This window comes from Hydrogenophaga sp. SNF1 (assembly GCF_034421675.1).
In the GTDB taxonomy this organism is placed as follows: Bacteria; Pseudomonadota; Gammaproteobacteria; order Burkholderiales; family Burkholderiaceae_C; genus Hydrogenophaga; species Hydrogenophaga borbori.
Genome location: NZ_CP139793.1, coordinates 1501935 through 1521898, shown reverse-complemented (window position 1 = coordinate 1521898; position 19964 = coordinate 1501935). Strand labels below are relative to the sequence as shown.

The 19964-nt window shown below is 72.4% G+C and carries 17 protein-coding genes; 13 read left to right on the top strand and 4 right to left on the bottom strand.

Going from position 1 to position 19964, the window contains the following annotated elements; genetic code table 11:
* Positions 1-35: 35 nt before the first annotated feature.
* Together SOM08_RS07355 and SOM08_RS07350 are read right to left on the bottom strand one after the other, a co-directional pair.
* Positions 36-1850: a GspE/PulE family protein gene (locus SOM08_RS07355; RefSeq protein WP_116960611.1), complete on the bottom strand. Its 1815-nt coding sequence runs from the start codon at positions 1848-1850 to the stop codon at positions 36-38.
* A gap of 2 nt (positions 1851-1852) precedes the next feature.
* Complete coding sequence (locus tag SOM08_RS07350) at positions 1853-2605, bottom strand: spermidine synthase (RefSeq protein WP_116960612.1); 753 nt, start codon at positions 2603-2605, stop codon at positions 1853-1855.
* 76 nt (positions 2606-2681) lie between these two features.
* On the opposite strand from SOM08_RS07350, the gene SOM08_RS07345 reads away from it, so the two are divergent.
* On the top strand, positions 2682-3497 hold the full coding sequence (locus tag SOM08_RS07345; protein WP_116960613.1) for a mechanosensitive ion channel family protein: 816 nt from the start codon (positions 2682-2684) through the stop codon (positions 3495-3497).
* A 13-nt stretch (positions 3498-3510) separates the two neighbouring features.
* Here the strand turns inward: SOM08_RS07345 and SOM08_RS07340 are convergent, their stop codons facing one another.
* Positions 3511-4170, bottom strand: a complete 660-nt coding sequence (locus tag SOM08_RS07340) for a DedA family protein (protein ID WP_116960614.1) — start codon at positions 4168-4170, stop codon at positions 3511-3513.
* Positions 4171-4208: 38 nt separating this feature from the next.
* Here SOM08_RS07340 and mutL point away from each other — a divergent pair, with 38 nt between their 5' ends.
* From mutL to SOM08_RS07280, 12 genes are all read left to right on the top strand, one after another.
* Entirely contained in the window at positions 4209-6110 is a 1902-nt protein-coding gene (gene mutL, locus SOM08_RS07335) for a DNA mismatch repair endonuclease MutL (protein WP_116960615.1), read from the top strand.
* 96 nt (positions 6111-6206) lie between these two features.
* Positions 6207-7073, top strand: a complete 867-nt coding sequence (locus SOM08_RS07330; protein ID WP_116960616.1) for an alpha/beta hydrolase — start codon at positions 6207-6209, stop codon at positions 7071-7073.
* A 158-nt stretch (positions 7074-7231) separates the two neighbouring features.
* Entirely contained in the window at positions 7232-8482 is a 1251-nt protein-coding gene (locus SOM08_RS07325) for a multidrug effflux MFS transporter (RefSeq protein ID WP_322470415.1), read from the top strand.
* Positions 8479-9447, top strand: coding sequence for a tRNA (adenosine(37)-N6)-dimethylallyltransferase MiaA (gene miaA, locus SOM08_RS07320; protein WP_322470414.1), 969 nt, complete (start codon positions 8479-8481; stop codon positions 9445-9447). Before SOM08_RS07325 ends, miaA begins: the two co-directional genes overlap by 4 nt.
* Positions 9444-10106: an ABC transporter ATP-binding protein gene (locus SOM08_RS07315; protein ID WP_322470413.1), complete on the top strand. Its 663-nt coding sequence runs from the start codon at positions 9444-9446 to the stop codon at positions 10104-10106. The genes miaA and SOM08_RS07315 overlap by 4 nt, the downstream gene beginning before the upstream one ends.
* Positions 10107-10226: 120 nt before the next feature.
* Positions 10227-11693 (top strand): glucose-6-phosphate dehydrogenase, encoded by a 1467-nt coding sequence (gene zwf, locus SOM08_RS07310; RefSeq protein ID WP_116960620.1) that lies wholly within the window; start codon positions 10227-10229, stop codon positions 11691-11693.
* A 4-nt stretch (positions 11694-11697) separates the two neighbouring features.
* Positions 11698-12396: a 6-phosphogluconolactonase gene (pgl, locus tag SOM08_RS07305; protein WP_116960621.1), complete on the top strand. Its 699-nt coding sequence runs from the start codon at positions 11698-11700 to the stop codon at positions 12394-12396.
* Between the two features lie 13 nt (positions 12397-12409).
* The gene (gene edd, locus SOM08_RS07300) at positions 12410-14239 is read left to right on the top strand and encodes a phosphogluconate dehydratase (protein ID WP_116960622.1); all 1830 of its coding nucleotides are present in this window, start codon (positions 12410-12412) and stop codon (positions 14237-14239) included.
* Positions 14240-14271: 32 nt separating this feature from the next.
* The gene (eda, locus tag SOM08_RS07295) at positions 14272-14910 is read left to right on the top strand and encodes a bifunctional 4-hydroxy-2-oxoglutarate aldolase/2-dehydro-3-deoxy-phosphogluconate aldolase (RefSeq protein WP_322470412.1); all 639 of its coding nucleotides are present in this window, start codon (positions 14272-14274) and stop codon (positions 14908-14910) included.
* Positions 14911-14968: 58 nt separating this feature from the next.
* The gene (gene pgi / locus SOM08_RS07290; RefSeq protein WP_181936569.1) at positions 14969-16537 is read left to right on the top strand and encodes a glucose-6-phosphate isomerase; all 1569 of its coding nucleotides are present in this window, start codon (positions 14969-14971) and stop codon (positions 16535-16537) included.
* A gap of 129 nt (positions 16538-16666) precedes the next feature.
* Entirely contained in the window at positions 16667-17140 is a 474-nt protein-coding gene (locus SOM08_RS07285) for a hypothetical protein (protein WP_322470411.1), read from the top strand.
* A gap of 132 nt (positions 17141-17272) precedes the next feature.
* Positions 17273-18250, top strand: a complete 978-nt coding sequence (locus SOM08_RS07280) for a hypothetical protein (RefSeq protein ID WP_322470410.1) — start codon at positions 17273-17275, stop codon at positions 18248-18250.
* A gap of 31 nt (positions 18251-18281) precedes the next feature.
* On the opposite strand, the gene garD is transcribed toward SOM08_RS07280, so the two are convergent.
* The gene (gene garD / locus SOM08_RS07275) at positions 18282-19913 is read right to left on the bottom strand and encodes a galactarate dehydratase (RefSeq protein WP_322470409.1); all 1632 of its coding nucleotides are present in this window, start codon (positions 19911-19913) and stop codon (positions 18282-18284) included.
* Positions 19914-19964: the final 51 nt, after the last annotated feature.

The following is a 19964-nucleotide window of genomic DNA, read 5'->3' as shown; positions in this document are numbered from 1 at the left end:
ATCGATCCCGGCCCATGGGCGCCGGGGAGCGTGGGCTATTGCACCGGCGGCGTGCAGGCCAGCACCTCGTCCAGCGTGGTCAGCCCCTCGGCCACGCGCGCGGCGCCGGCCAGGCGCAGCGGCCGCATGCCGTCCGTGACCGCCTGCGCCCGCAGGGCCTCCAGCCGCGGCTCGCGGATGACCTGGTTCTTGAAGGCCTCGCTGACGGTGAGCAGTTCGTACAGGCCCATGCGCCCGCGAAAACCGGTCATGCGGCAGTCCACACAGCCCACCGGCTGGTAGGGCCGGTAGCCGCCCGTGATCTGCCAGGGCTTCACCAGATCGGCCAGCTGCTCGCGCGCCTGGGCCGCCTCGTCCTTCTCGACCCGCGTCTTGCAGGCGGGACACAGGGTGCGCACCAGGCGCTGGGCCAGCACGCCCAGCACCGTGGCGTTGATGAGGTACGGCGGAATGCCGAGCTCCATGAGCCGCATCACCGCCGAGGGCGCGTCATTGGTGTGCAGCGTGGAGAACACCAGGTGGCCGGTGAGCGCCGCCTGCACCGCCATCTCGGCGGTGGCCAGGTCGCGGATCTCGCCCACCATGATGATGTCCGGGTCCTGCCGCATCAGCGCGCGCAGGCCCTGGGCGAAATCCAGGTCCAGGTGCGGCTGCACCTGCGTCTGGTTGAAGGCCGGCTCGATCATCTCGATCGGGTCCTCCACCGTGCTCACGTTCACCTCTTCCGTGGCCAGGCGCTTGAGCGTGGCGTACAGCGTGGTGGTCTTGCCCGAGCCCGTGGGTCCCGTCACCAGCACGATGCCGTGCGGCCGGCGCGTGAGGCCTTCCCAGCGCGTGGCATCGTGCGTGCTGAAGCCCAGCGCCGCGAGGTCCTTCACCGTCGACTCGGGGTCGAAGATGCGCATCACCAGCTTCTCGCCGAAGGCCGTGGGCAGAGTGGACAGGCGCATCTCCACCTCGTCGCCCTTGGCCCCGCCCACGCCGGGCTTGAGCGTCTTGATGCGGCCGTCCTGCGGCCGGCGCCGCTCCACCACGTCCATGCGACCCAGCAGCTTGATGCGCGCGGTCATCGCGTTCATCACGCCCAGCGGCAACTGGTACACCGGGTGCAGCACGCCATCGATGCGAAAGCGGATCACGCCCTGCTCGCGGCGCGGCTCCAGGTGGATGTCGCTGGCGCGCTGGTCGAAGGCGTACTGCCACAGCCAGTCCACCACCTGCACCACGCCCTGGTCGTTGGCGTCGATCTGCTTGTTGCCCTTGCCCAGCTCCACCAACTGCTCGAAGCTCTGGAAGCCCGCGGCGCCGCCGGTCTTGCTGGCCGCGCGCACCGACTTGGCGAGCGCGAAGAACTCGGCCGTGTAGCGCGTGATCTCGGCCGGGCTGGAGAGCACCAGGCGCACGGTCTTGCGCGTCTGGCGCTCGACCTCGCCCACCCAGTCGGTGATGAAGGGCTCGGCCGTGGCCACCACCACCTCGGCCGGCCCCACCTGCACGGGCAGCACCTTGTGGCGCTCGGCGTAGGCTGCGCTCATCACGTCGGCCACCTTGCCCACCTCCACCTTCAGCGGGTCGATGCGCAGGTACGTGAGGCCGCAGCGCTGCGCCAGCCATTGCGTGAGGGCCTCGGCGTCGAGCACATGGCCGTCGGCCGCGCGCGCCATGCCCACCACGGCCAGGCGCTGCAGGGGGTGCTGCGCGCTGTGGGCGGACGAGATGCGCGCCTCGGTGCGGCGCGCCTCGTCTTCGCCGATGACACCGTCCTCCTTCAGCCAGCGCAGCACCAGCCGCCAGTCGAGCGGGCCGTTGGGGGCGGTGGTCGCGGCGGCGGGAGCGGAGGCGGTCTTCATGCTTATTCGCGAACGGGTTTGAACAGGCGCATCCACTTGACGGCGGGCAGGCCCCAGCGCTGCTGCACGGCCTCGGCGCGCGCCAGCAGCTCCAGCCGCGAAGGGCGCGAGGCGTGGCGCTGGGCCAGCACCACGGTATTGCCTTCGCGCGTGGGCCGGAAGGCCCAGACCGCGTCTTCGCCGAAGGCTTCGGCCAGGCTGGCCAGCGAGCGCGCGTAGCTCGAGTCGCGGCCGAAGAGGTTGACCGTGAGGCAGCCTTCGTCGGTGAGCGCGTCGCGGCAGTCGGCGTAGAAGCCGGCCGAGTCGAGCACGGGCGCGGCGGCCTCGTGGTCGTACAGGTCGACCTGCAGCGCGTCGTAGCGCGCGCGGTGCTCGTCGCGGCGGATCACTTCGCCGGCGTCGCCCATCAGCACGCGCAGGCGCGCGCCGTCGGGCGGCAGCTTGAACCAGCGGCGGCACACCGCCACCACTTGGGGGTTGATCTCGATCGCGGTGGTGTCCATGCGCAGCCGCTTGTGGCTGAACTTGGTGAGCGCGGCCGAGCCCAGGCCGAGCTGCAGCGCGCGGCGGCCCGCCACCGAGTCGGGCTCGACGAACAGCAGCCAGGCCATCATGCGCTGCACGTAGTCCAGCTCGATGTCGAAGGGCGCGTCGAGCAGCATGGAGCCCTGGACCCATTCGGTGCCCAGGTGCAGGAAACGGACCTCGCCGTCTTCGGAGATGTTGACTTCGGGCAGGGGATTCGTGTTTTTCATCGGTGCGCAGCGCTACCTTCGGGACCGCGGCATGGCCGCGAGGGAACCATCAACCACCGGGAAGGCAGGAGCCATTATGAACACGGAAGTCATCTGGAACTTCATCGTCACGCAGGGGGCCGACTTCGGCCTGAAGGTGCTGGGCGCGATCGCGGCCTGGGTCATCGGGCGCTGGCTGATCGGCATCGCGGTGCGCCTGATCGGCGTGGCCATGGAGCGCGGCGGCCGCATCGACATGACGCTGATCCGCTACCTCAAGTCCATCCTGTCGGTGCTGCTCACCGTGGTGCTGATCATGGCCATCCTGGACATCTTCGGCATCCGCACCACCTCCTTCGCGGCCCTGCTGGCGGGCGCGGGCCTGGCCATCGGCGCAGCCTGGAGCGGCATGCTGGCCAACTTCGCGGCGGGCATCTTCCTGCAGGTGCTGCGGCCCTACAAGGTGGGCGACTTCATCAGCGCGGGCGGCGTCACGGGCACGGTCAAGGAGCTGGGACTGTTCGCCACCACCATCCTCACGCCGGACAACGTGACCACCATCGTGGGCAACAACAAGGCCTTCGGCGACAACATCCAGAACTACAGCACCGAGGCCTTCCGCCGCGTGGACTGCGTGGCCAAGGTGGCCAACGGCGTGGACGTGAACGACGCCATGCAGCGCCTGCGCACGGCGGTGGCCGCCATCCCCAACGTGAAGGCCGCGCCCGCGCCCGACGTGGAGATCCTGCAGTTCACGCCCGAAGGCCCGCTGCTGTGCGTGCGCCCCTACACCCACACCGACCACTACTGGCAGGTCTACTTCGACACGCACCGCGCCATCGTGAGCACCTTCGGCGCGGCCGGCTACCCGGTGCCCGAAACGCCGGTGCTGCACCGGACCGTGGCCGCCTGAGGCACGGCCCGCCTCAGCGGGCGGCGATGTCGCGCTCGGCCTGGCGCCGGGCGCGCCAGGCGCCCACGATGGCGATCAGACCCGGCACGAGGATCAGCGCCCAGATGATCTTGCTCAGGTTGGCCTGCACCCAGGGCAGGTTGCCGAACAGGTAGCCCGCGCCCACCAGGCCGATCACCCAGATCAGCGCGCCGATCACGTTGTAGGCGGTGAACTTGGCGCGCGTCATCTCGGCCACGCCGGCCACGAAGGGCGCGAAGGTGCGGATGAAGGGCATGAAGCGCGCCAGGATGATGGTGATGCCGCCGTAGCGCTCGTAGAAGGCGTGCGCCTGGTTGAAGGCGTCCTTGTTGAACAGGCGCGACTTCTCCCACTGGAAGACCTTGGGCCCGAAGTAGCGGCCGATGGAGTAGTTGGTCTGGTCGCCCAGGATGGCCGCCACGACCAGCAGCGCCATGGCCAGCGGCAGGCTCATGAGTCCGGCGCCGCACAGCGTGCCCACCACGAACAGCAGCGAGTCGCCCGGCAGGAAGGGCATGACCACCACGCCCGTCTCGGTGAAGATGATGAGGAACAGCAGCGCGTACACCCACATGCCATAGGTCTGCACGAAGGCTTGCAGGTGCTGGTCGACGTGCAGGATGAAGTCGATGAGGAAGGTGATCAGTTCCATGGGCGGGCATTATCGGCGCGGCTTCCTACAATCCTGCGATGACTTCTCCGCCCCCGCGCCGCCCCATCCGCGAACTGCCCGATGAGCTGATCAGCCAGATCGCCGCGGGCGAGGTGGTGGAGCGGCCGGCCTCGGTGGTGCGCGAGCTGGTGGACAACGCGCTGGACGCCGGCGCCACGCAGATCACCGTGCGCCTGCTCGGCGGCGGCGTGCGGCTGATCGCGGTGGAGGACGACGGCATCGGCATCCCGCGCGCCGAACTGCCGCAGGCCCTGAAGCGCCACGCCACCAGCAAGATCGCCAGCCTGGCCGAGCTCGAATCGGTGGGCACCATGGGCTTTCGCGGCGAGGCGCTGGCCGCCATCGCCTCGGTGGCCGAGATGGGCCTGCTCTCGCGCACCGAGGGCGAGGGCCACGCCTGGCAGTTGGAGGCCCGCAGCGGCGAGCTGGCGCCCGGCGCGCGCTCGCGCGGCACCTCCATCGAAGTGCGCGAGCTGTTCTACGCCACGCCCGCGCGGCGCAAGTTCCTCAAGTCCGACAACACCGAGCTCGCCCACTGCATCGAGGCCGTGCGCCGCCACGCGCTGGCGCGGCCCGACGTGGGTTTCGCCATCTGGCACGAGGGCAGGCTGGCGGCGCAGTGGCGCGCCGTGCCGCTGCCGGGCCTGGACGGCATCGCGCGGCGCCTGGCCGACGTCCTGGGCGACGATTTCATCGAGCGCGCCGTGCCCCTGATGTGGCCCGCCGACGGCTCCGACGCGCGCGGCCTGCGCGTCAGCGGCTTCGCCGGCATCCCCGACGCGGCGCGCGCGCGCGCCGACCAGCAGTTCGCCTACGTCAACGGCCGCTTCGTGCGCGACAAGGTCATCGCGCACGCGGTGCGCGCCGCCTTCGACGACGTGCTGCACGGCCAGCGCCAGCCGGTCTACGCGCTGTTCGTGGAGATCGCGCCCGAGCGCGTGGACGTGAACGTGCACCCGACCAAGATCGAGGTGCGGTTCCGCGACAGCCGCGAGGTGCACCACGCGGTGCAGCAGGCGGTGGAATCGGCCCTGGCCGTGCCGCGCGCCGGCCAGGCGCTGGAGTCGGCGCCCGGCGCCGCCGCGGCGCCCGCAGCCCCAGCGCCCGCCTGGACACCGCCTGGCCGCCAGGCCGGCTTCAGCTTCCCGCCGCGCGAGCCCGAGCCGGGCCACCGGGTGAGCGACGTGTCGGCGCTGTGGGGCGCCGCCGCGGCGCCGGCCGGCCCCTTCAGCTCGGCCACCACCCGCCCGCCGCACCCGGCCGATGGCGGCTGGGCGCCGGCAACCCGCCCCGGGGCCGCCGAGGCGGCCACCCACACGCCCCTGCCCGACGGCGACTGGCCCCTGGGCCGCGCCATCGCCCAGCTGCAAGGCATCTACATCCTGGCCGAGAACGCCCAGGGCCTGGTGATCGTGGACATGCACGCCGCGCACGAGCGCATCGTCTACGAGCGGCTCAAGCGCCAGCTGGCCGAGCGCGCGCTGGCCAGCCAGCCGCTGCTGATTCCCGCCACCTTCGCGGCCACGCCCGAGGAGACCGCCACCGCCGAAAGCCGGGCCGAGGCGCTGGCCGCGCTGGGCCTGGACGTGGCGCCGCTGTCCGCGCGCACCCTGGCGGTGCGCGCCGTGCCCACCACCCTGGCCCAGGGCGACCCCGTGGAGCTCGCGCGCAGCGTGCTCGCCGAGCTGGCCCAGCACGAGGCCAGCCACGTGCTGCAGCGCGCCGAGCACGAGCTGCTGGCCACCATGGCCTGCCACGGCGCGGTGCGCGCCAACCGCCGCCTGACCCTGGACGAGATGAACGCCCTGCTGCGCCAGATGGAAGTCACCGAGCGCAGCGACCAGTGCAACCACGGCCGCCCCACCTGGCGCCAGCTCGGCCTGCGCGAACTCGACGCCCTGTTCCTGCGCGGAAGGTAGGCCCCGCCGCGCCAGACCCGGCACCGACCTTGCTTGCCTGGGACTTACCCCAGCCAGATGAACTTTTGTGGCGCGCCGCGCCTCTGTTCCCCGGTCATGACCCGTCTGCTGTTGAGCCTCGCCACCGCCCTGGCCCTCCTGGCCGGCTGCGCCACGCTGGACGAGAAGCAGCGCGTCTGGATCTTCCAGCCCTCCGACCGCGCCTGGAGCGGCGGCGCCTACGCCGCCGAGTCCATGGAAGACGTGTGGATCGATTTCCATTCGGCCCAGGACAAGGAGGACGTGCGCCTGCACGGCCTGTGGGCGCCGCACGAGAACTTCGCCGCCAACCCCCGGGCCCCGGTGCTGCTGTACCTGCACGGCGCGCGCTGGAACGTCACCGGTTCGGCCTTCCGCATGCGCCGCATGGAAGAGTTGGGCTTCTCGGTGCTGGGCATCGACTACCGCGGCTTCGGCCAGAGCACCAACCGCCTGCCCTCGGAGCGCAGCGCCTACGAGGACGCGCGCGCCGCCTGGGACTGGCTCGCCCGGCGCTACCCCGAGCGGCCGCGCTACATCTTCGGCCACTCGCTGGGCGGCGCCATCGCCATCCAGCTCGCCACACAGGTGAACGACGAGAAGGGCACGCTGGTGGAAGGCACCTTCACCTCCATCCCCGACGTGGTCAGCACCTTCAAGTGGGGCTGGCTGCCGCTCTCGCCCCTCATCACACAGCGCTTCGACTCCCTGCAGCGCGTGCCCGACATCGGCTCGCCCCTGCTGGTGGTGCACGGCAGCGCCGACCAGCTCATCAAGCCCGAGCTCGGCCAGCGCCTGTTCGAGGCCGCCAAGGGCCCCAAGCGCTTCGTGCTGGTGGAGGGCGGCTCGCACCACAACACCAACTCGGTGGGCCAGGCGCAGTACCGCGCGGCCCTGGCCGAGCTCTTCGGCCTGGACGACAGCATCCGCCTCGTCGCGCGCTGACGCGAAACACCCCCGCCGCGCTGCGCGCGCCCCCTCAAGGGGGCGGTACCAACGGCCCGGCAGAGCCGGTTCCGTGGTACCTCTCGGTTCGACCACCTGATGCGGCACGGGTCGCTGCAGTACCCGGGCCAGCGCGGGCATCTGCTACCCTCGATTGGATGTCCGCCCCCTCCTCCGCCATGTCGCCGGGCCTGGTCGTGCTCGTGCTCACGCTGCTGCTGGGCATCCAGCCCGTTACGACCGACCTCTACCTGCCCGCCCTGCCCACGCTCACCCAGGGCTTCGGCGCCAGCGTGGCGCAGGCCCAGTTCACCCTCACCGCGCTGCTGCTGGCCTTCGGGGTCTCGCAGCTGGTGTGGGGGCCGCTGTCGGACCGCTTCGGCCGCCGCCCCATCCTGATCGGCGGCATGCTGCTGTACATGGCCGCCACCACCGGCGGGGCCTTCTCCCAGTCCATGGACCAGCTCATCGCCTGGCGCACGCTGCAGGGCGTGGCCATGGGCTCGGCCGTGATGTGCGCGCGCGCCATCGTGCGCGACCTGTACGCGCCCAGCGAGGGCGCCCGCGTGATGAGCAAGGGCCTCACCGGCCTGGGCGTGATCGCCTGCTGCAGCGCGCCCCTGGGCGGCCTGCTGTCCGACCACTACGGCTGGCGCGTGGCCCTGCTGGCGCTGTCGGTGTTCGGCGCGGGCACGCTGGCGCTGCTGGTGTGGCGCTTCCAGGAAACCGTGCCGCGCCGCAACCCCGACGCGCTGCGCCCGGGGCCGCTGCTGCGCAACTGGTCCCACATCGCGCGCAACCCCACCTTCTGGGCCTGGACGCTGCTGGCCACCGCGTCCTACGCGGGCCTGTTCAGCTACCTCGCTTCCTCGTCCTTCGTGCTGATCGGCGTGCTGGGACTGAGCAAGACGCAGTACGGCATCGTGATGTTCACCATGTCGCTGGTGTACATCGTGGGCACCTTCATCTGCCGCCGCCTGCTGGTGCGCCTGGGCGTGCGCCGCACGGTGGGGCTGGCGGCCATCGTCACGCTCACGGGCGGCACGCTCATCGGCGTGCTGCCCCTGCTGGGCGTGCAAGGCCTCTGGAGCGTGCTGCTGCCCTTCTACCTGTTCATGCTGGGCCACGGCGTGCACCAGCCCTGCGGCCAGAGCGGCGCGGTGGCGCCCTTCCCGCAGGCGGCCGGCGCGGCCTCGGCGCTGGCGGGCTTCCTCATGATGGTGGTGGCCTTCGGCATCGGCGGCTGGCTGAGTCTGGCCCTGTCCGACCCCGCGCTGGGCGCCGGCACGGTGCGCCCGCTCACCGACAGCGTGTGGTTCTGGTGCGTGGTCATCGCCACCACGGCCTGGACCCTGGTGCAGCGACACGGCGAGCCGCACACGCCGCCGACGCGAGTCGCCACCACATGAACCCCCCGGCGCCGCGCTGCATCGCCCTGGCCGGCCCCACCGCCAGCGGCAAGACGGCGGCGGCCCTGGCCATCGCCGCGCGCTGGCCGGTGGAGATCGTCAGCGTCGACTCGGCCCTGGTCTATCGGGGCATGGACATCGGCACCGCCAAGCCCACGGCGGCCGAGTTGGCCGCCGTGCCGCACCACCTGATCGACATCCGCGATCCCGCGCAGGCCTACAGCGCGGCCGACTTCGCGCGCGACGCCACGCGCCTGATCGAGCAGATCGCCGCGCGCGGCCGCACCGCCCTGCTGGTGGGCGGCACCCTGCTGTACTTCAAGGCCCTGCTCGACGGGCTGGACGACCTGCCCGGCGCCGACCCCGCCGTGCGCGCCGCGCTCGAGGCGCGCGCCCGCAACCAGGGCTGGCCCGCGCTGCACGCCGAACTGCAGCGCGTGGACCCCACCACTGCCGCGCGCCTGTTCCCCAACGACGCGCAGCGCATCCAGCGAGCGCTGGAGGTGTTCGAGGTCTCGGGCCGCCCGCTCTCCAGCTTCCACTCAGGCCGCCCGCGCGACCCCGCGGGCCCGCTCGACGAAGCCCACCTGATCTCGCTCGAACCCCAGGACCGCGGCTGGCTGCACGCGCGCATCGCCGAGCGTTTCGAGGCCATGCTCGCCGCCGGCCTGCTCGACGAAGTGCGCGCCCTGCGCGCGCGCGGCGACCTGCACGCCGAGCTGCCGTCCATGCGCTGCGTGGGCTACCGCCAGGCCTGGGCCGCCCTGGAGGCCTCGCCCGCGCCCGACGCCGCCGCGCTGGCCGAGCTGCGCGACCGCGGCGTTTTTGCCACGCGCCAGCTGGCCAAACGCCAGCTCACCTGGCTGCGCTCCATGCCGAGGCGCGTGGTGGTGGCGGCCGACGCGCCCGATGCGCTGGAACGGGTGCTGACGCAGGTACGCGGGTGGCTGGGGAACCCACGATGAGCCTCATCGCCGAGAACCTGGGCAAGTTCTATGGCGACACACCGGTGTTCCGCCACGTCGACCTGCGGGTCGAGCCCGGCGAGTTCATCGCCATCGTGGGCGAATCGGGCGTGGGCAAGTCCACGCTGCTCAACTGCCTGGCCGGGCTGGACAACTGGAGCGAAGGCCGCGTGTTGCATGGCGGCAGCGAGCTCGGCGCCCTCGACGAGGCGCACCGCGCCCATTGGCGGCGCGCGAACCTGGGCTTCGTCTTCCAGGCTTTCCACGTGCTGCCGCACCTGGACGTGGCGCAGAACATCGGCCTGCCCCTGCTGCTGCTGAACCGCCCCGATCCCGCGCGCGTGCAGTCCCTCATGGACGCGGTCGGCCTCGAAGGCCTGGGCGCGCGCCTGCCCGCGCAGCTCTCGGGCGGGCAGCTGCAGCGCGTGGCCATCGCCCGCGCCCTGGTGCACCGGCCCGCCATCGTGCTGGCCGACGAGCCCACCGGCAACCTGGACCCGGCCACCGCCACGCGCGTGCTGGACCTGCTGTGCGCCCAGACCCGCGAACACGGGGCCTCGCTGGTGCTGGTGACGCATGCCGAGGCCGCCGCGCGCCGCGCCGACCGCGTGCTGCGGCTCAACGCCGACGGCCTGCGCGCCGATACCGCCGCGACTTGACGGAACCCTCGGGGTGCGACACGGTCGCACCTGTGAACCCCCGCCAAAGGTAACCCGTTGGTAACTTTATTTCACTATGATCGAGCCACTTCGTAACTCGTGAAGCCACCCGTCCCAACGATGGAGACCAGCACCCCACCCGACGCGCCCCTGGACCTCGTCATCTTCGGCGGCGCGGGCGACCTGTCCCTGCGCAAGCTGCTGCCGGCGCTCTACATGGCGCACCTGCACAAGACCTTGCCGGACGACACGCGCATCGTCGCCCTGGGCCGCCACGCCTGGGACCGCGCGGCCTTCACGGCCTTCATCGACGACAAGGTGCGCGGCTTCATCGCCGCCGACGCGCTGGACGACGCGGGCTGGCGCGGCTTCATGCAGCGGCTGGTCTACGTCTCGCTCGACGCCACGCGCCCCGAGGACTTCGCCGCGCTCGGCCAGGCCCTGCGGCCCGGCGTGGACCGCGTCTACTACCTCGCCACCGCGCCCACGCTGTTCACCGCCATCTGCGCGAACCTGCACGGCGCCGGCCTGGTGGACCCGCACTCGCGCGTGGTGCTGGAAAAACCCCTGGGCCACGACCTGGCCTCGGCGCGCGCCATCAACGACGAGGTGGCCCGGTACTTCAGCGAATCGCAGACCTTCCGCATCGACCACTACCTGGGCAAGGAGACGGTGCAGAACCTCATGGTGCTGCGCTTCGGCAACGCCATCTTCGAGCCGCTGTGGCGCAGCCCCAGCATCAAGAGCGTGCAGATCACGGTGGCCGAGTCGGTGGGCGTGGGCAGCCGCGCGGGCTTCTACGACGGCACTGGCGCGCTGCGCGACATGGTGCAGAACCACCTGCTGCAGCTGCTGTGCATCGTGGCCATGGAGCCGCCGGTCTCGCTCGACCCCGACGCCGTGCGCGACGAAAAACTCAAGGTGCTGCGCTCGCTGCGGCCCATGACCGTGGCCGACGTGGCGCGCGACACCGTGCGCGGCCAGTACGGCCCCGGCAACGTGGGCGGCGAACGCGCCGTGGGCTACCTGCAGGAGGACAACGTCCCCGCCACCAGCGAGACCGAGACCTTCGTCGCGCTGCGCGCCCACATCAACAACTGGCGCTGGGCCAACGTGCCCATCTTCCTGCGCACCGGCAAGCGCCTGGCCGAGCGGCGCAGCGAGATCGTGGTCGAGTTCGCGCCCCTGCCCTATTCGCTGTTCCCCGACGCGCCGCGCGAACCGGTGAACCGCCTGCTGATCCGCCTGCAGCCCGAGGAACACGTGCAGCTGCAGATGATGGCCAAGCAGCCCGGCAGCGGCATGAAGCTGCGCCCGGTCGCGCTCGACCTGGACCTGCAGTCGGCCCTGGCGGGCCGCCGCGCCGAGGCCTACGAGCGCCTGCTCATCGACGTCATCAAGGGCCGGCTCACGCACTTCATGCGGCGCGACGAACTGGAGGCCGCCTGGACCTGGGTAGAGCCCATCATCGAGGGCTGGAAGTCCCTGGGCGAGAAGCCGCGCGCCTACGCCGCCGGCAGCTGGGGCCCGGCCGCCTCCTCCGCCCTCATGGCGCGCGAAGACTCCACCTGGTCGGAAGAAACCTGAGCCCATGAACCAGCACCCGTGCAACACGCCCGCCGAACTCGCGCAGCGCCTGGCCGCGTGGACCGGCCTGCGCCTGCACCAGGCCATCGCCGGGCGCGGCCATGCGGTGCTGGCGGTCTCCGGCGGCCGCTCGCCAGTGCCGCTGTTCCATGCGCTGCGCGCGCAGCCGCTGGACTGGTCGCGCGTGAGCATCACCCTGGTGGACGAGCGCTGCGTGCCGCCCGACCACCCCGACAGCAACACCGCCCTGGTGCGCGAGCACCTCTTGCAGCAGGGCGCGGCGGCGGCCACCTTCGTGCCCTGGTTCGACGACCTGCCCGCCACGCTGGACGACGCCGCGCTGCAGGCGCTCGCCGACGCCGCCAGCCAGCGCCTGGCCACCCAGCCCTGGCCCTGGGACCTCGCCATCCTCGGCATGGGCGAGGACGGGCACACCGCCTCGCTCTTCCCCCACGCGGGAGGCCTCAGCCAGGCCCTGCACGCCAGCGGCCCCGTCGCCTGGACGCGCCCGCTGAACGCGCCGCACGCGCGCCTGACCCTGACCCTGCCCGCGCTGCTGGCCACGCGGGAACTGGTCTTGCCCCTCATCGGCCCCGCCAAGCTGCGCGTGTACCAGCAGGCCCGGCTGTCCGAAGACGACACGCTGCCGATCTCGCTCGTCCTTCACCAACACACGACCCCTGTGCAGGTGTGGCTCGCCTGATCGCCCCACGACCATGAACACCACAGACCTCAACCCCATCCTCGAGCGCGTCACGCGGCGCATCACCGAACGCAGCGCGCCCACGCGCGGCGCCTACCTGCAGCACATGGCCGCGCAGCGCACGCGCGGCACGCAGCGCGCCGGCCTGGGCTGCGCCAACATGGCCCACACCACGGCCGCGCTGCCCGCCGAAGACAAGCTGCGCATCCACGCCGAGCGCGCGCCGCACATCGGCATCGTCACCGCCTACAACGACATGCTCTCGGCGCACCAGCCTTTCGAGAGCTACCCCAGCCTGATCCGCTGGCACGCGCAGCAGATCGGCGCCAGCGCCCAGGTGGCCGGCGGCGTGCCCGCCATGTGCGACGGCATCACCCAGGGCGAGGCCGGCATGGAGCTGTCGCTGTTCTCGCGCGACACCATCGCCCTGGCCACCGCCGTGGCGCTCTCGCACAACGTGTTCGACGCCGCGCTCATGCTGGGCGTGTGCGACAAGATCGTGCCCGGCCTGTTCATGGGCGCGCTGCAGTTCGGCCACCTGGCCACGGTGTTCGTGCCCGCCGGCCCCATGACCTCGGGCCTGTCCAACGATGAAAAGGCCAAGGTGCGCCAGCAGTACGCGCAGGGTCTGGTGGGCCGCGAGGCCCTGCTCGAATCGGAGGCGCGCGCCTACCACGCGCCCGGCACCTGCACGTTCTACGGCACCGCCAACAGCAACCAGATGCTGATGGAGATCATGGGCCTGCACCTGCCGGGCAGCTCCTTCGTGAACCCCGGCACGCCGCTGCGCGAGGCCCTCACCAAGGCCGCCGTGGAGCGCGCCGTGGCCAACAGCGGGCGCACCGGCCAGCCCTACGTGCCGCTGTGGCAGATCGTCGACGAGAAGGCCATCGTCAATGGCGTCGTCGGCCTGCTGGCCACGGGCGGCTCCACCAACCACACCCTGCACCTGGTGGCCATGGCGCGCGCCGCCGGCATCCTGATCGACTGGGACGACTTCGCCGAGCTGTCGGCCGTGGTGCCGCTGCTGGCGCGCGTCTACCCCAACGGCAGCGCCGACGTGAACCACTTCCATGCGGCCGGTGGCCTGGGCGTGCTGATGCGCGAGCTGCGCGGCGCCGGCCTGCTGCACGCCGACGTGCACACCGTGATGGGCCCGGGCCTGGACGCCTACGGCCTGGAGCCCTGGCTGGACGGCGAGCGCCTGGCCTGGCGCCCCGTGCCCGAGCGCAGCGCCGACCTGAACGTGCTGCGCCCCGCGAGCGACCCCTTCAGCGCCGACGGCGGCCTGCGCCTGCTCACCGGCAACCTGGGCCGCAGCGTGATCAAGGTGTCGGCCGTGAAGCCCGAACACCGCGTGGTGCGCGCGCCCGCCGTGGTGGTGCACGACCAGCAGGAGCTGCTGGCCAGGTTCAAGGCCGGCGAGCTGGAGAAGGACTTCGTGGCCGTGGTGCGCTACCAGGGCCCGCGCGCCAACGGCATGCCCGAGCTGCACAAGCTCACGCCGCCGCTGGCCGTGCTGCAGGACAAGGGCTTCAAGGTCGCCCTGGTCACCGACGGCCGCATGTCCGGCGCCTCGGGCAAGGTGCCCGCGGCCATCCACGTCACGCCCGAGGCCGTGGCGGGCGGGCCGATCGCGCGCGTGCGCGACGGCGACCTCATCACGCTGGACGCCGAGCGCGGCCTGCTCAAGGTCGACGTGGACGAGGCCACGCTGGCCGCGCGCGCCCTGCCCGAACCCGACCTGTCCCACAACACCCATGGCACGGGCCGCGAGCTCTTCGGCCTGTTCCGCGCCCACGTCGGCGGCGCCGAACAGGGTGCCTCGCCGCTGTTCGCCTGAACCCCACCCGACACCGTCACCGCTCACCGCCCATGCAAGACCAGCACCTCAGCCACCCCGCCTTCCAATCGCGCGTCGTGCCCGTCATCGTGCTCAGCGACGCCCGGCAGGCCGTGCCACTCGCCCATGCCCTGCTCGACGGCGGCATCGACGTCATGGAGATCACCCTGCGCTCCGACGTGGCGCTCGACGCCATCGAGGCCGTGGCCCGGGCCCTGCCGCAGATGCACCTGGGCGCCGGCACCGTCACGCGGCCCAGCGACGTGCCTCGCGTGATCGACGCCGGCGCGCGCTTCGCGCTCTCGCCCGGCTGCACCGACGCGCTGGTGGACGCCATGCGCGCCACCGGCTTGCCCTTAATTCCCGGCGTGATGACGCCCGGCGAGGTCATGCGCGCGCGCGACCAGGGCTTCACGCTCATGAAGCTCTTCCCCGCGCAGCAGGCCGGCGGCATCGGCATGCTCAAGGCCCTGGGCGCGCCCCTCCCCGACGTGCGCTTCTGTCCCACCGGCGGCGTGGCTCCCGAGAACCTGCGCGACTTCCTCGCCTTGCCCAACGTCGCCATGGCCGGCGGCTCCTGGCTCACGCCGGCCGACGCGCTGCGCGACGGCGACTGGGCGCGCATCACCCGGCTGGCGCGCGAAGCCACCGCGCTCGCGCAGGGACAATGAACGCCACCGGCGCGCCCGACAGCGCCCGCGCCGCGCGCCCGCCACACCCATGACCACCATGCCACTGCCCGTCGCCCTGCCCGCCTGGCAACACCTCCAGGCGCTCGCCAACGAACCGCCGGTGCCGCTGCGCGAGCGGCTCGCCGAGCCCGAGCGCGCGCGCCGCCTCACCTGGTCCGCCGCCGGCCTCACGCTCGACGCCAGCCGCCAGGCCATCGGCACCGAGATCGAACGCGCCCTGCTCGACCTCGCCGCGCAGAGCCAGATCGCCGAGCAGCGCGAGGCCATGTTCCGCGGCGAGGCCATCAACACCACCGAAGGCCGCCCCGTGCTGCACGTGGCCCTGCGCGGCGGCGAGGCCGGCGGCCCCTGGGGCAACGCCATCCACGCGCTGGTGCAGCGCGAACTCGACCGCGTCTGCCGCTTCGCCGAAGAGCTGCGCGCCGGCACCGTGCGCGGCCACGCGGGCGACGCCTTCACCGACGTCGTCAACATCGGCATCGGCGGCTCCGACCTGGGCCCGCGCATGGCGGCCGACGCGCTCGCCCACCTGGCCAGCGACGCGGTGCGCGTGCACTACGTCTCCAACCCCGACGCCTGGGCGCTGTGGAGCGTGCTGCGCGGCCTGGATGCGAAACGCACGCTGTTCATCGTCTCCAGCAAGACCTTCACCACGCAGGAAACCCTGACCAACGCCGCCAGCGCGCGCCACTGGCTGGCCGACCAGGGCGTGCCGGCCGACGCCATCGCCCGGCACCTGGTGGCCATCACCGCCACGCCGGCCAAGTCCGCCGAGCTGGGCTACGACCCCGAGCGCACCTTCCTGTTCTGGGACTGGGTCGGCGGGCGCTACTCGCTGTGGTCGGCGCTGGGCCTGCCGCTGGCCATCGGCATCGGCGCGGCGGCGTTTCGCGAGCTGCTCGCCGGCGCGCGCGCCATGGACGGGCATTTCCTGCACGCCCCCTTGCAAGAGAACCTGCCGGTGCGCCTGGCCCTGCACGGTGTGTGGAACCGCAACTTCCTGCGCATGCCCACGCAGCTCATTGCCTGCTACGCCTCGCGCCTGGTGCGCTTCGTGCCCTTCGTGCAGCAGATGGACATGGAATCCAACGGCAAGCGCACGCACCTGGACGGCAGCGAGGCCACGGTGGACACCGGCCCCATCGTCTGGGGCGGCCTGGGCATCGACGGCCAGCACGCCTACTTCCAGCTCGTGCACCAGGGCCGCCACGCGCTGCCGGTCGATTTCATCGGCGTCCTGAGCGAAGACACGCCGCTGCCGCTGGCCGGCGCGCACCACGCCGTGGTGAACCTGAACCTGCGCGCCCAGGCCCAGGCCATGGCCCTGGGTCGCACGCTCGAAGAGACCGAGGCGCAGCTGCTCAAGGACGGCGCCGACGCCGAAACCGCGCACGCCCTGGCGCCGCACCGCCAGTTCCCCGGCAACATCCCCAGCCACCTGCTCTGGCTCGACCGGCTCGACCCCGGGCGCCTGGGCGCGCTGATCGCCCTGTACGAGCACAAGGTGTTCTGCCAGGCCGCCATCTGGCGCATCAACGCCTTCGACCAGTGGGGCGTGGAACTGGGCAAAACCATGGCCAAGGCCATGGAACGCGCGGGCGGCTGAGGCCTCCAACCCCTCGGTGACGGGCCTGTCCGGCGCGCGGGTCGGACCGGTCCTACACAGCCCGGCGCGGGCCGTTCCTAGCATGGGTGGACGCGACGGGCCTGGTCCCGCGCCTTCAGGAGAACGCCCATGACCCAAGCCTCCCATTCCCCCGCTGCCTTCACCCGCCACTGCCTGGCCGCCGCCGCCGCCCTGGCGCTCGCGCTGCCCGCCTGGGCCCAGGGTGCCGGCGCGGCCAAGACCTCGACCGACAACCGCTACCAGCAGGAGCGCGCCGCCTGCGCCGCCATGAGCAACCCGGAGTCGCGCACCAGTTGCCTGCGCGATCTGGGCGCGGCCCGCCAACAGGCCCGCCGCAGCCCGCGCGCGCCGGTGTCGCCGGAACAGCTGCAGCGCAACGCCCTGCAGCGCTGCCAGGTGCACACCGCGGCCGATGAGCGCGCCATCTGCGAGCGCATGGTGCGCGGCGAAGGCGAGGTCTCGGGTTCGGTCAGTGGCGGCGGGCTGATCCGCTCGATCGAAACCACCGTGCCGGCGCCAATGCCGGCGCCGGCGCCGATGCCGATGCCGATGCCGCCGTCCGAGCCGCCGCTGCGGCAGTGAGCCAGGGCCTGCTGCGCAGGCGGTAGGCCCGACCACCGGCCGGGGCGGCGATCCAGTAAGAGAAACAACAGAGTGCGGCACCAAGGCCGGTGCTAGCTTGTGCGCCCTCGGTACTCCCCTGGGTTCACGGACATGGCCTCTCTCCGACATGGAACGCTGCCCGCCCTGCTCTGCGCCGCAGGGCTGTCGGCCTGCGGCGGCAATCCCTCCGGCACCGCGCCGCCCGCCGTGGTCGTGCTGCCACCGCCGGCGCCCGCCCTCATGGCCAGCGCGTCCGCCCTGGCCCTGGCCGCGTCGGGCCAGCCCCGGCGGGTGCTCATCACCAACGTCGGCGGACAGGCCGCGCTCGACCTCGCGGTGAGCGCGGCCAGCGCGCTGCCAGCCGGCAGCGCCCTCGGCACCGACTGCGCGGCCCGCCTGTCGCCGGGGGCCAGCTGCACGCTCACCATCACGCCCGGCGCCACGCCCTCGGCCGCGCCCGGGGACACCACGCCCACGCCCGCCGAGCTGCGCATCGGCGGCAGCAACACGCCGGCCCTGGCGCTGTCGGTGTGGGTGCTGGGCTTCGGCAGCGTGTACCAGGGTGGCTACGTGTTCGACCTGGACGACACCACGCCCCCCACCGGCGGCGTGGGCGGCCAGGTGATGGCGCTGAGCAACGCCTGGCCGACCGCCGTCCAGGCCATGGACAGCCCCCTGGCGTCCAGCCCCACGGAGGGCGCCGCCAACACGGCGGCCCTCGTCAACACCGGCGGTCCCCCCACCGACCCGAACAGTCCCTACGCGGCCTGGGCTTGCGACAACGCCAGCGACGCCGGCTTCACCGACTGGTACCTGCCGGCCATCTGCGAACTGGGCTACGACCGGGACAACCGCGGCTCCGGCTGCGGCAGCGCCGCCGCGCCCACCCGGCCCAACATCCAGAGCCGGCTGGTGGACGCCGGCGTGAGCGGTGGGCTGAGCCCCCTTTTCGAGTACTGGAGTTCCACCGGCGCGGGGGGCGGCATCACCTGGACGCAGTACGTCGGGCCCGGCCCCACGGCGGCGCAACACGCCATCCCTTCGGCGGCCCTCTCCCTGGTCCGCTGCGTGCGCGCCCTCACCCCTTGAACGACACGGCCGGGCGCGCCGGCCGTGTCGCTCAGGTCACCGGCGCCGGGTTGAACAGCACCAGCTGGTTGTGCAGCTTCCAGCGCTCGGCCCAGGTCTTCTGGCGCCCGCTCGCCACGTCGAGCATGAAGCGGAACAGCGCCCAGCCCACGTCCTCGATGCTGGCCTGCCCGTCGGCGATGGTGCCGGCGTTGATGTCCATCAGGTCGTGCCAGCGCCGCGCCAGGTCGCTGCGCGTGGCCACCTTGATCACCGGCACCGCCGCCAGCCCGTAGGGCGTGCCGCGGCCGGTGGTGAACACGTGCAGGTTCATGCCCGCGGCCAACTGCAGCGTGCCGCAGATGAAGTCGCTCGCGGGCGTGGCGGCGTAGGTCAGGCCCTTGGCGCGCAGCTTCTCGCCGGGCGACAGCACGTTGGCGATCGGCGCGCTGCCCGACTTCACGATCGAGCCCATGGCCTTCTCGACGATGTTCGACAGCCCGCCCTTCTTGTTGCCCGGCGTGGTGTTGGCGCTGCGGTCCACGCCGCCGCGCTTGAGGTAGTCGTCGTACCAGGCCATCTCGCGCACCAGGGCCTGCGCCACCTCGGGCGTGGCGGCGCGCGCGGTGAGCTGGGCGATGCCGTCGCGCACCTCCGTGGTCTCGGAGAACATCACGCTGGCGCCCGCGCGCACCAGCAGGTCGGTGCAGAAGCCCACCGCCGGGTTGGCCGTGACGCCCGAAAACGCGTCGCTGCCGCCGCACTGCACACCCACCACCAGCTCGCTGGCCGGCACGGTCTCGCGCCGGCGCGCGTTCAGGCGCTTCAGGTGCACCTCGGCCTGGCGCAGGATGGAATCGACCATGCTCATGAAGCCGACGTGGGCCTCGTCCTGGAGACAGACCACCCCCCCCGCGCCGCTGCGCGGCTCCCCCCCTGGGACGGGGGGCACCGCCAGTGGCCCGGCAGAGCCGGTTCCACGGCGGTCCTGGATGGGGATTCCCTCGCTTGGGAAGAGCCGCTCGGGCTGCAGCTTCTCGCAGCCCAGGCTCACCACCATCACCTCGCCCCCGAAGTTGGGGTTCTGGCTGATGTGGCGCAGCGTGCGGATGGGGATCGCCGCGTCGGGCGCGTCGATGGCCACGCCGCAGCCGTAGCCGTGCTCCAGCGCCACCACGCCGTCCACGTTCGGGTACTGGGGCAGCAGCTCGGCCTGGATGCGCTGCACCGCGAATGCGGTGACGCCGGCCACGCACTGCACGGTCTGCGTGATGGCCAGCAGGTTGCGCGTGCCCACCGAGCCGTCGGGGTTGCGGTAGCCCTCGAAGGTGAAGCCCTCCAGCGGCGGCAGCGGCGCGGCGCCGCGCGTGGCCATGGGCAGGTCGTCCAGCCCACGCGCAGCGGGCATCTGCAGCAGGCGCTCGTGCACCCAGCTGCCGGCGGGAATGTCCTGCACGGCATAGCCGATGGGCACGCCATAACGCAGCACGGCCGCGCCCGCGGGCAGGTCCACCAGCGCCACCTTGTGGCCCTGCGGCACCCGCTCGCGCAGCACCGGCCCGCCCGGCAGCGCGCTGCCGGGCGGCAGGCCGCCGTCGTTGGCGACGATGGCCACGTTGTCCTCGGCGTGCATGCGGATCGTCAGCGGCGCCGCGGCCGCGCGGTTCGCCAGGGTATCGGGCATGGGCGTCTCCTATGATGCGGCGCACCCGCCATTCCCCGGTCCCTTGACCGG

Excerpts from the sequence above, each read along its gene's own strand:
- pgl (WP_116960621.1), top strand. The coding sequence starts at position 11,698 with ATGAACCAGCACCCGTGCAACACGCCCGCCGAACTCGCGCAGCGCCTG.
- SOM08_RS07315 (WP_322470413.1), top strand. The coding sequence starts at position 9,444 with ATGAGCCTCATCGCCGAGAACCTGGGCAAGTTCTATGGCGACACACCG.
- zwf (WP_116960620.1), top strand. The coding sequence starts at position 10,227 with ATGGAGACCAGCACCCCACCCGACGCGCCCCTGGACCTCGTCATCTTC.
- SOM08_RS07330 (WP_116960616.1), top strand. The coding sequence starts at position 6,207 with ATGACCCGTCTGCTGTTGAGCCTCGCCACCGCCCTGGCCCTCCTGGCC.
- edd (WP_116960622.1), top strand. The coding sequence starts at position 12,410 with ATGAACACCACAGACCTCAACCCCATCCTCGAGCGCGTCACGCGGCGC.
- eda (WP_322470412.1), top strand. The coding sequence starts at position 14,272 with ATGCAAGACCAGCACCTCAGCCACCCCGCCTTCCAATCGCGCGTCGTG.
- SOM08_RS07285 (WP_322470411.1), top strand. The coding sequence starts at position 16,667 with ATGACCCAAGCCTCCCATTCCCCCGCTGCCTTCACCCGCCACTGCCTG.
- garD (WP_322470409.1), bottom strand. The coding sequence starts at position 19,913 with ATGCCCGATACCCTGGCGAACCGCGCGGCCGCGGCGCCGCTGACGATC.
- SOM08_RS07340 (WP_116960614.1), bottom strand. The coding sequence starts at position 4,170 with ATGGAACTGATCACCTTCCTCATCGACTTCATCCTGCACGTCGACCAG.
- miaA (WP_322470414.1), top strand. The coding sequence starts at position 8,479 with ATGAACCCCCCGGCGCCGCGCTGCATCGCCCTGGCCGGCCCCACCGCC.
- SOM08_RS07355 (WP_116960611.1), bottom strand. The coding sequence starts at position 1,850 with ATGAAGACCGCCTCCGCTCCCGCCGCCGCGACCACCGCCCCCAACGGC.
- mutL (WP_116960615.1), top strand. The coding sequence starts at position 4,209 with ATGACTTCTCCGCCCCCGCGCCGCCCCATCCGCGAACTGCCCGATGAG.
- SOM08_RS07345 (WP_116960613.1), top strand. The coding sequence starts at position 2,682 with ATGAACACGGAAGTCATCTGGAACTTCATCGTCACGCAGGGGGCCGAC.
- SOM08_RS07280 (WP_322470410.1), top strand. The coding sequence starts at position 17,273 with ATGGCCTCTCTCCGACATGGAACGCTGCCCGCCCTGCTCTGCGCCGCA.
- pgi (WP_181936569.1), top strand. The coding sequence starts at position 14,969 with ATGCCACTGCCCGTCGCCCTGCCCGCCTGGCAACACCTCCAGGCGCTC.
- SOM08_RS07325 (WP_322470415.1), top strand. The coding sequence starts at position 7,232 with ATGTCCGCCCCCTCCTCCGCCATGTCGCCGGGCCTGGTCGTGCTCGTG.
- SOM08_RS07350 (WP_116960612.1), bottom strand. The coding sequence starts at position 2,605 with ATGAAAAACACGAATCCCCTGCCCGAAGTCAACATCTCCGAAGACGGC.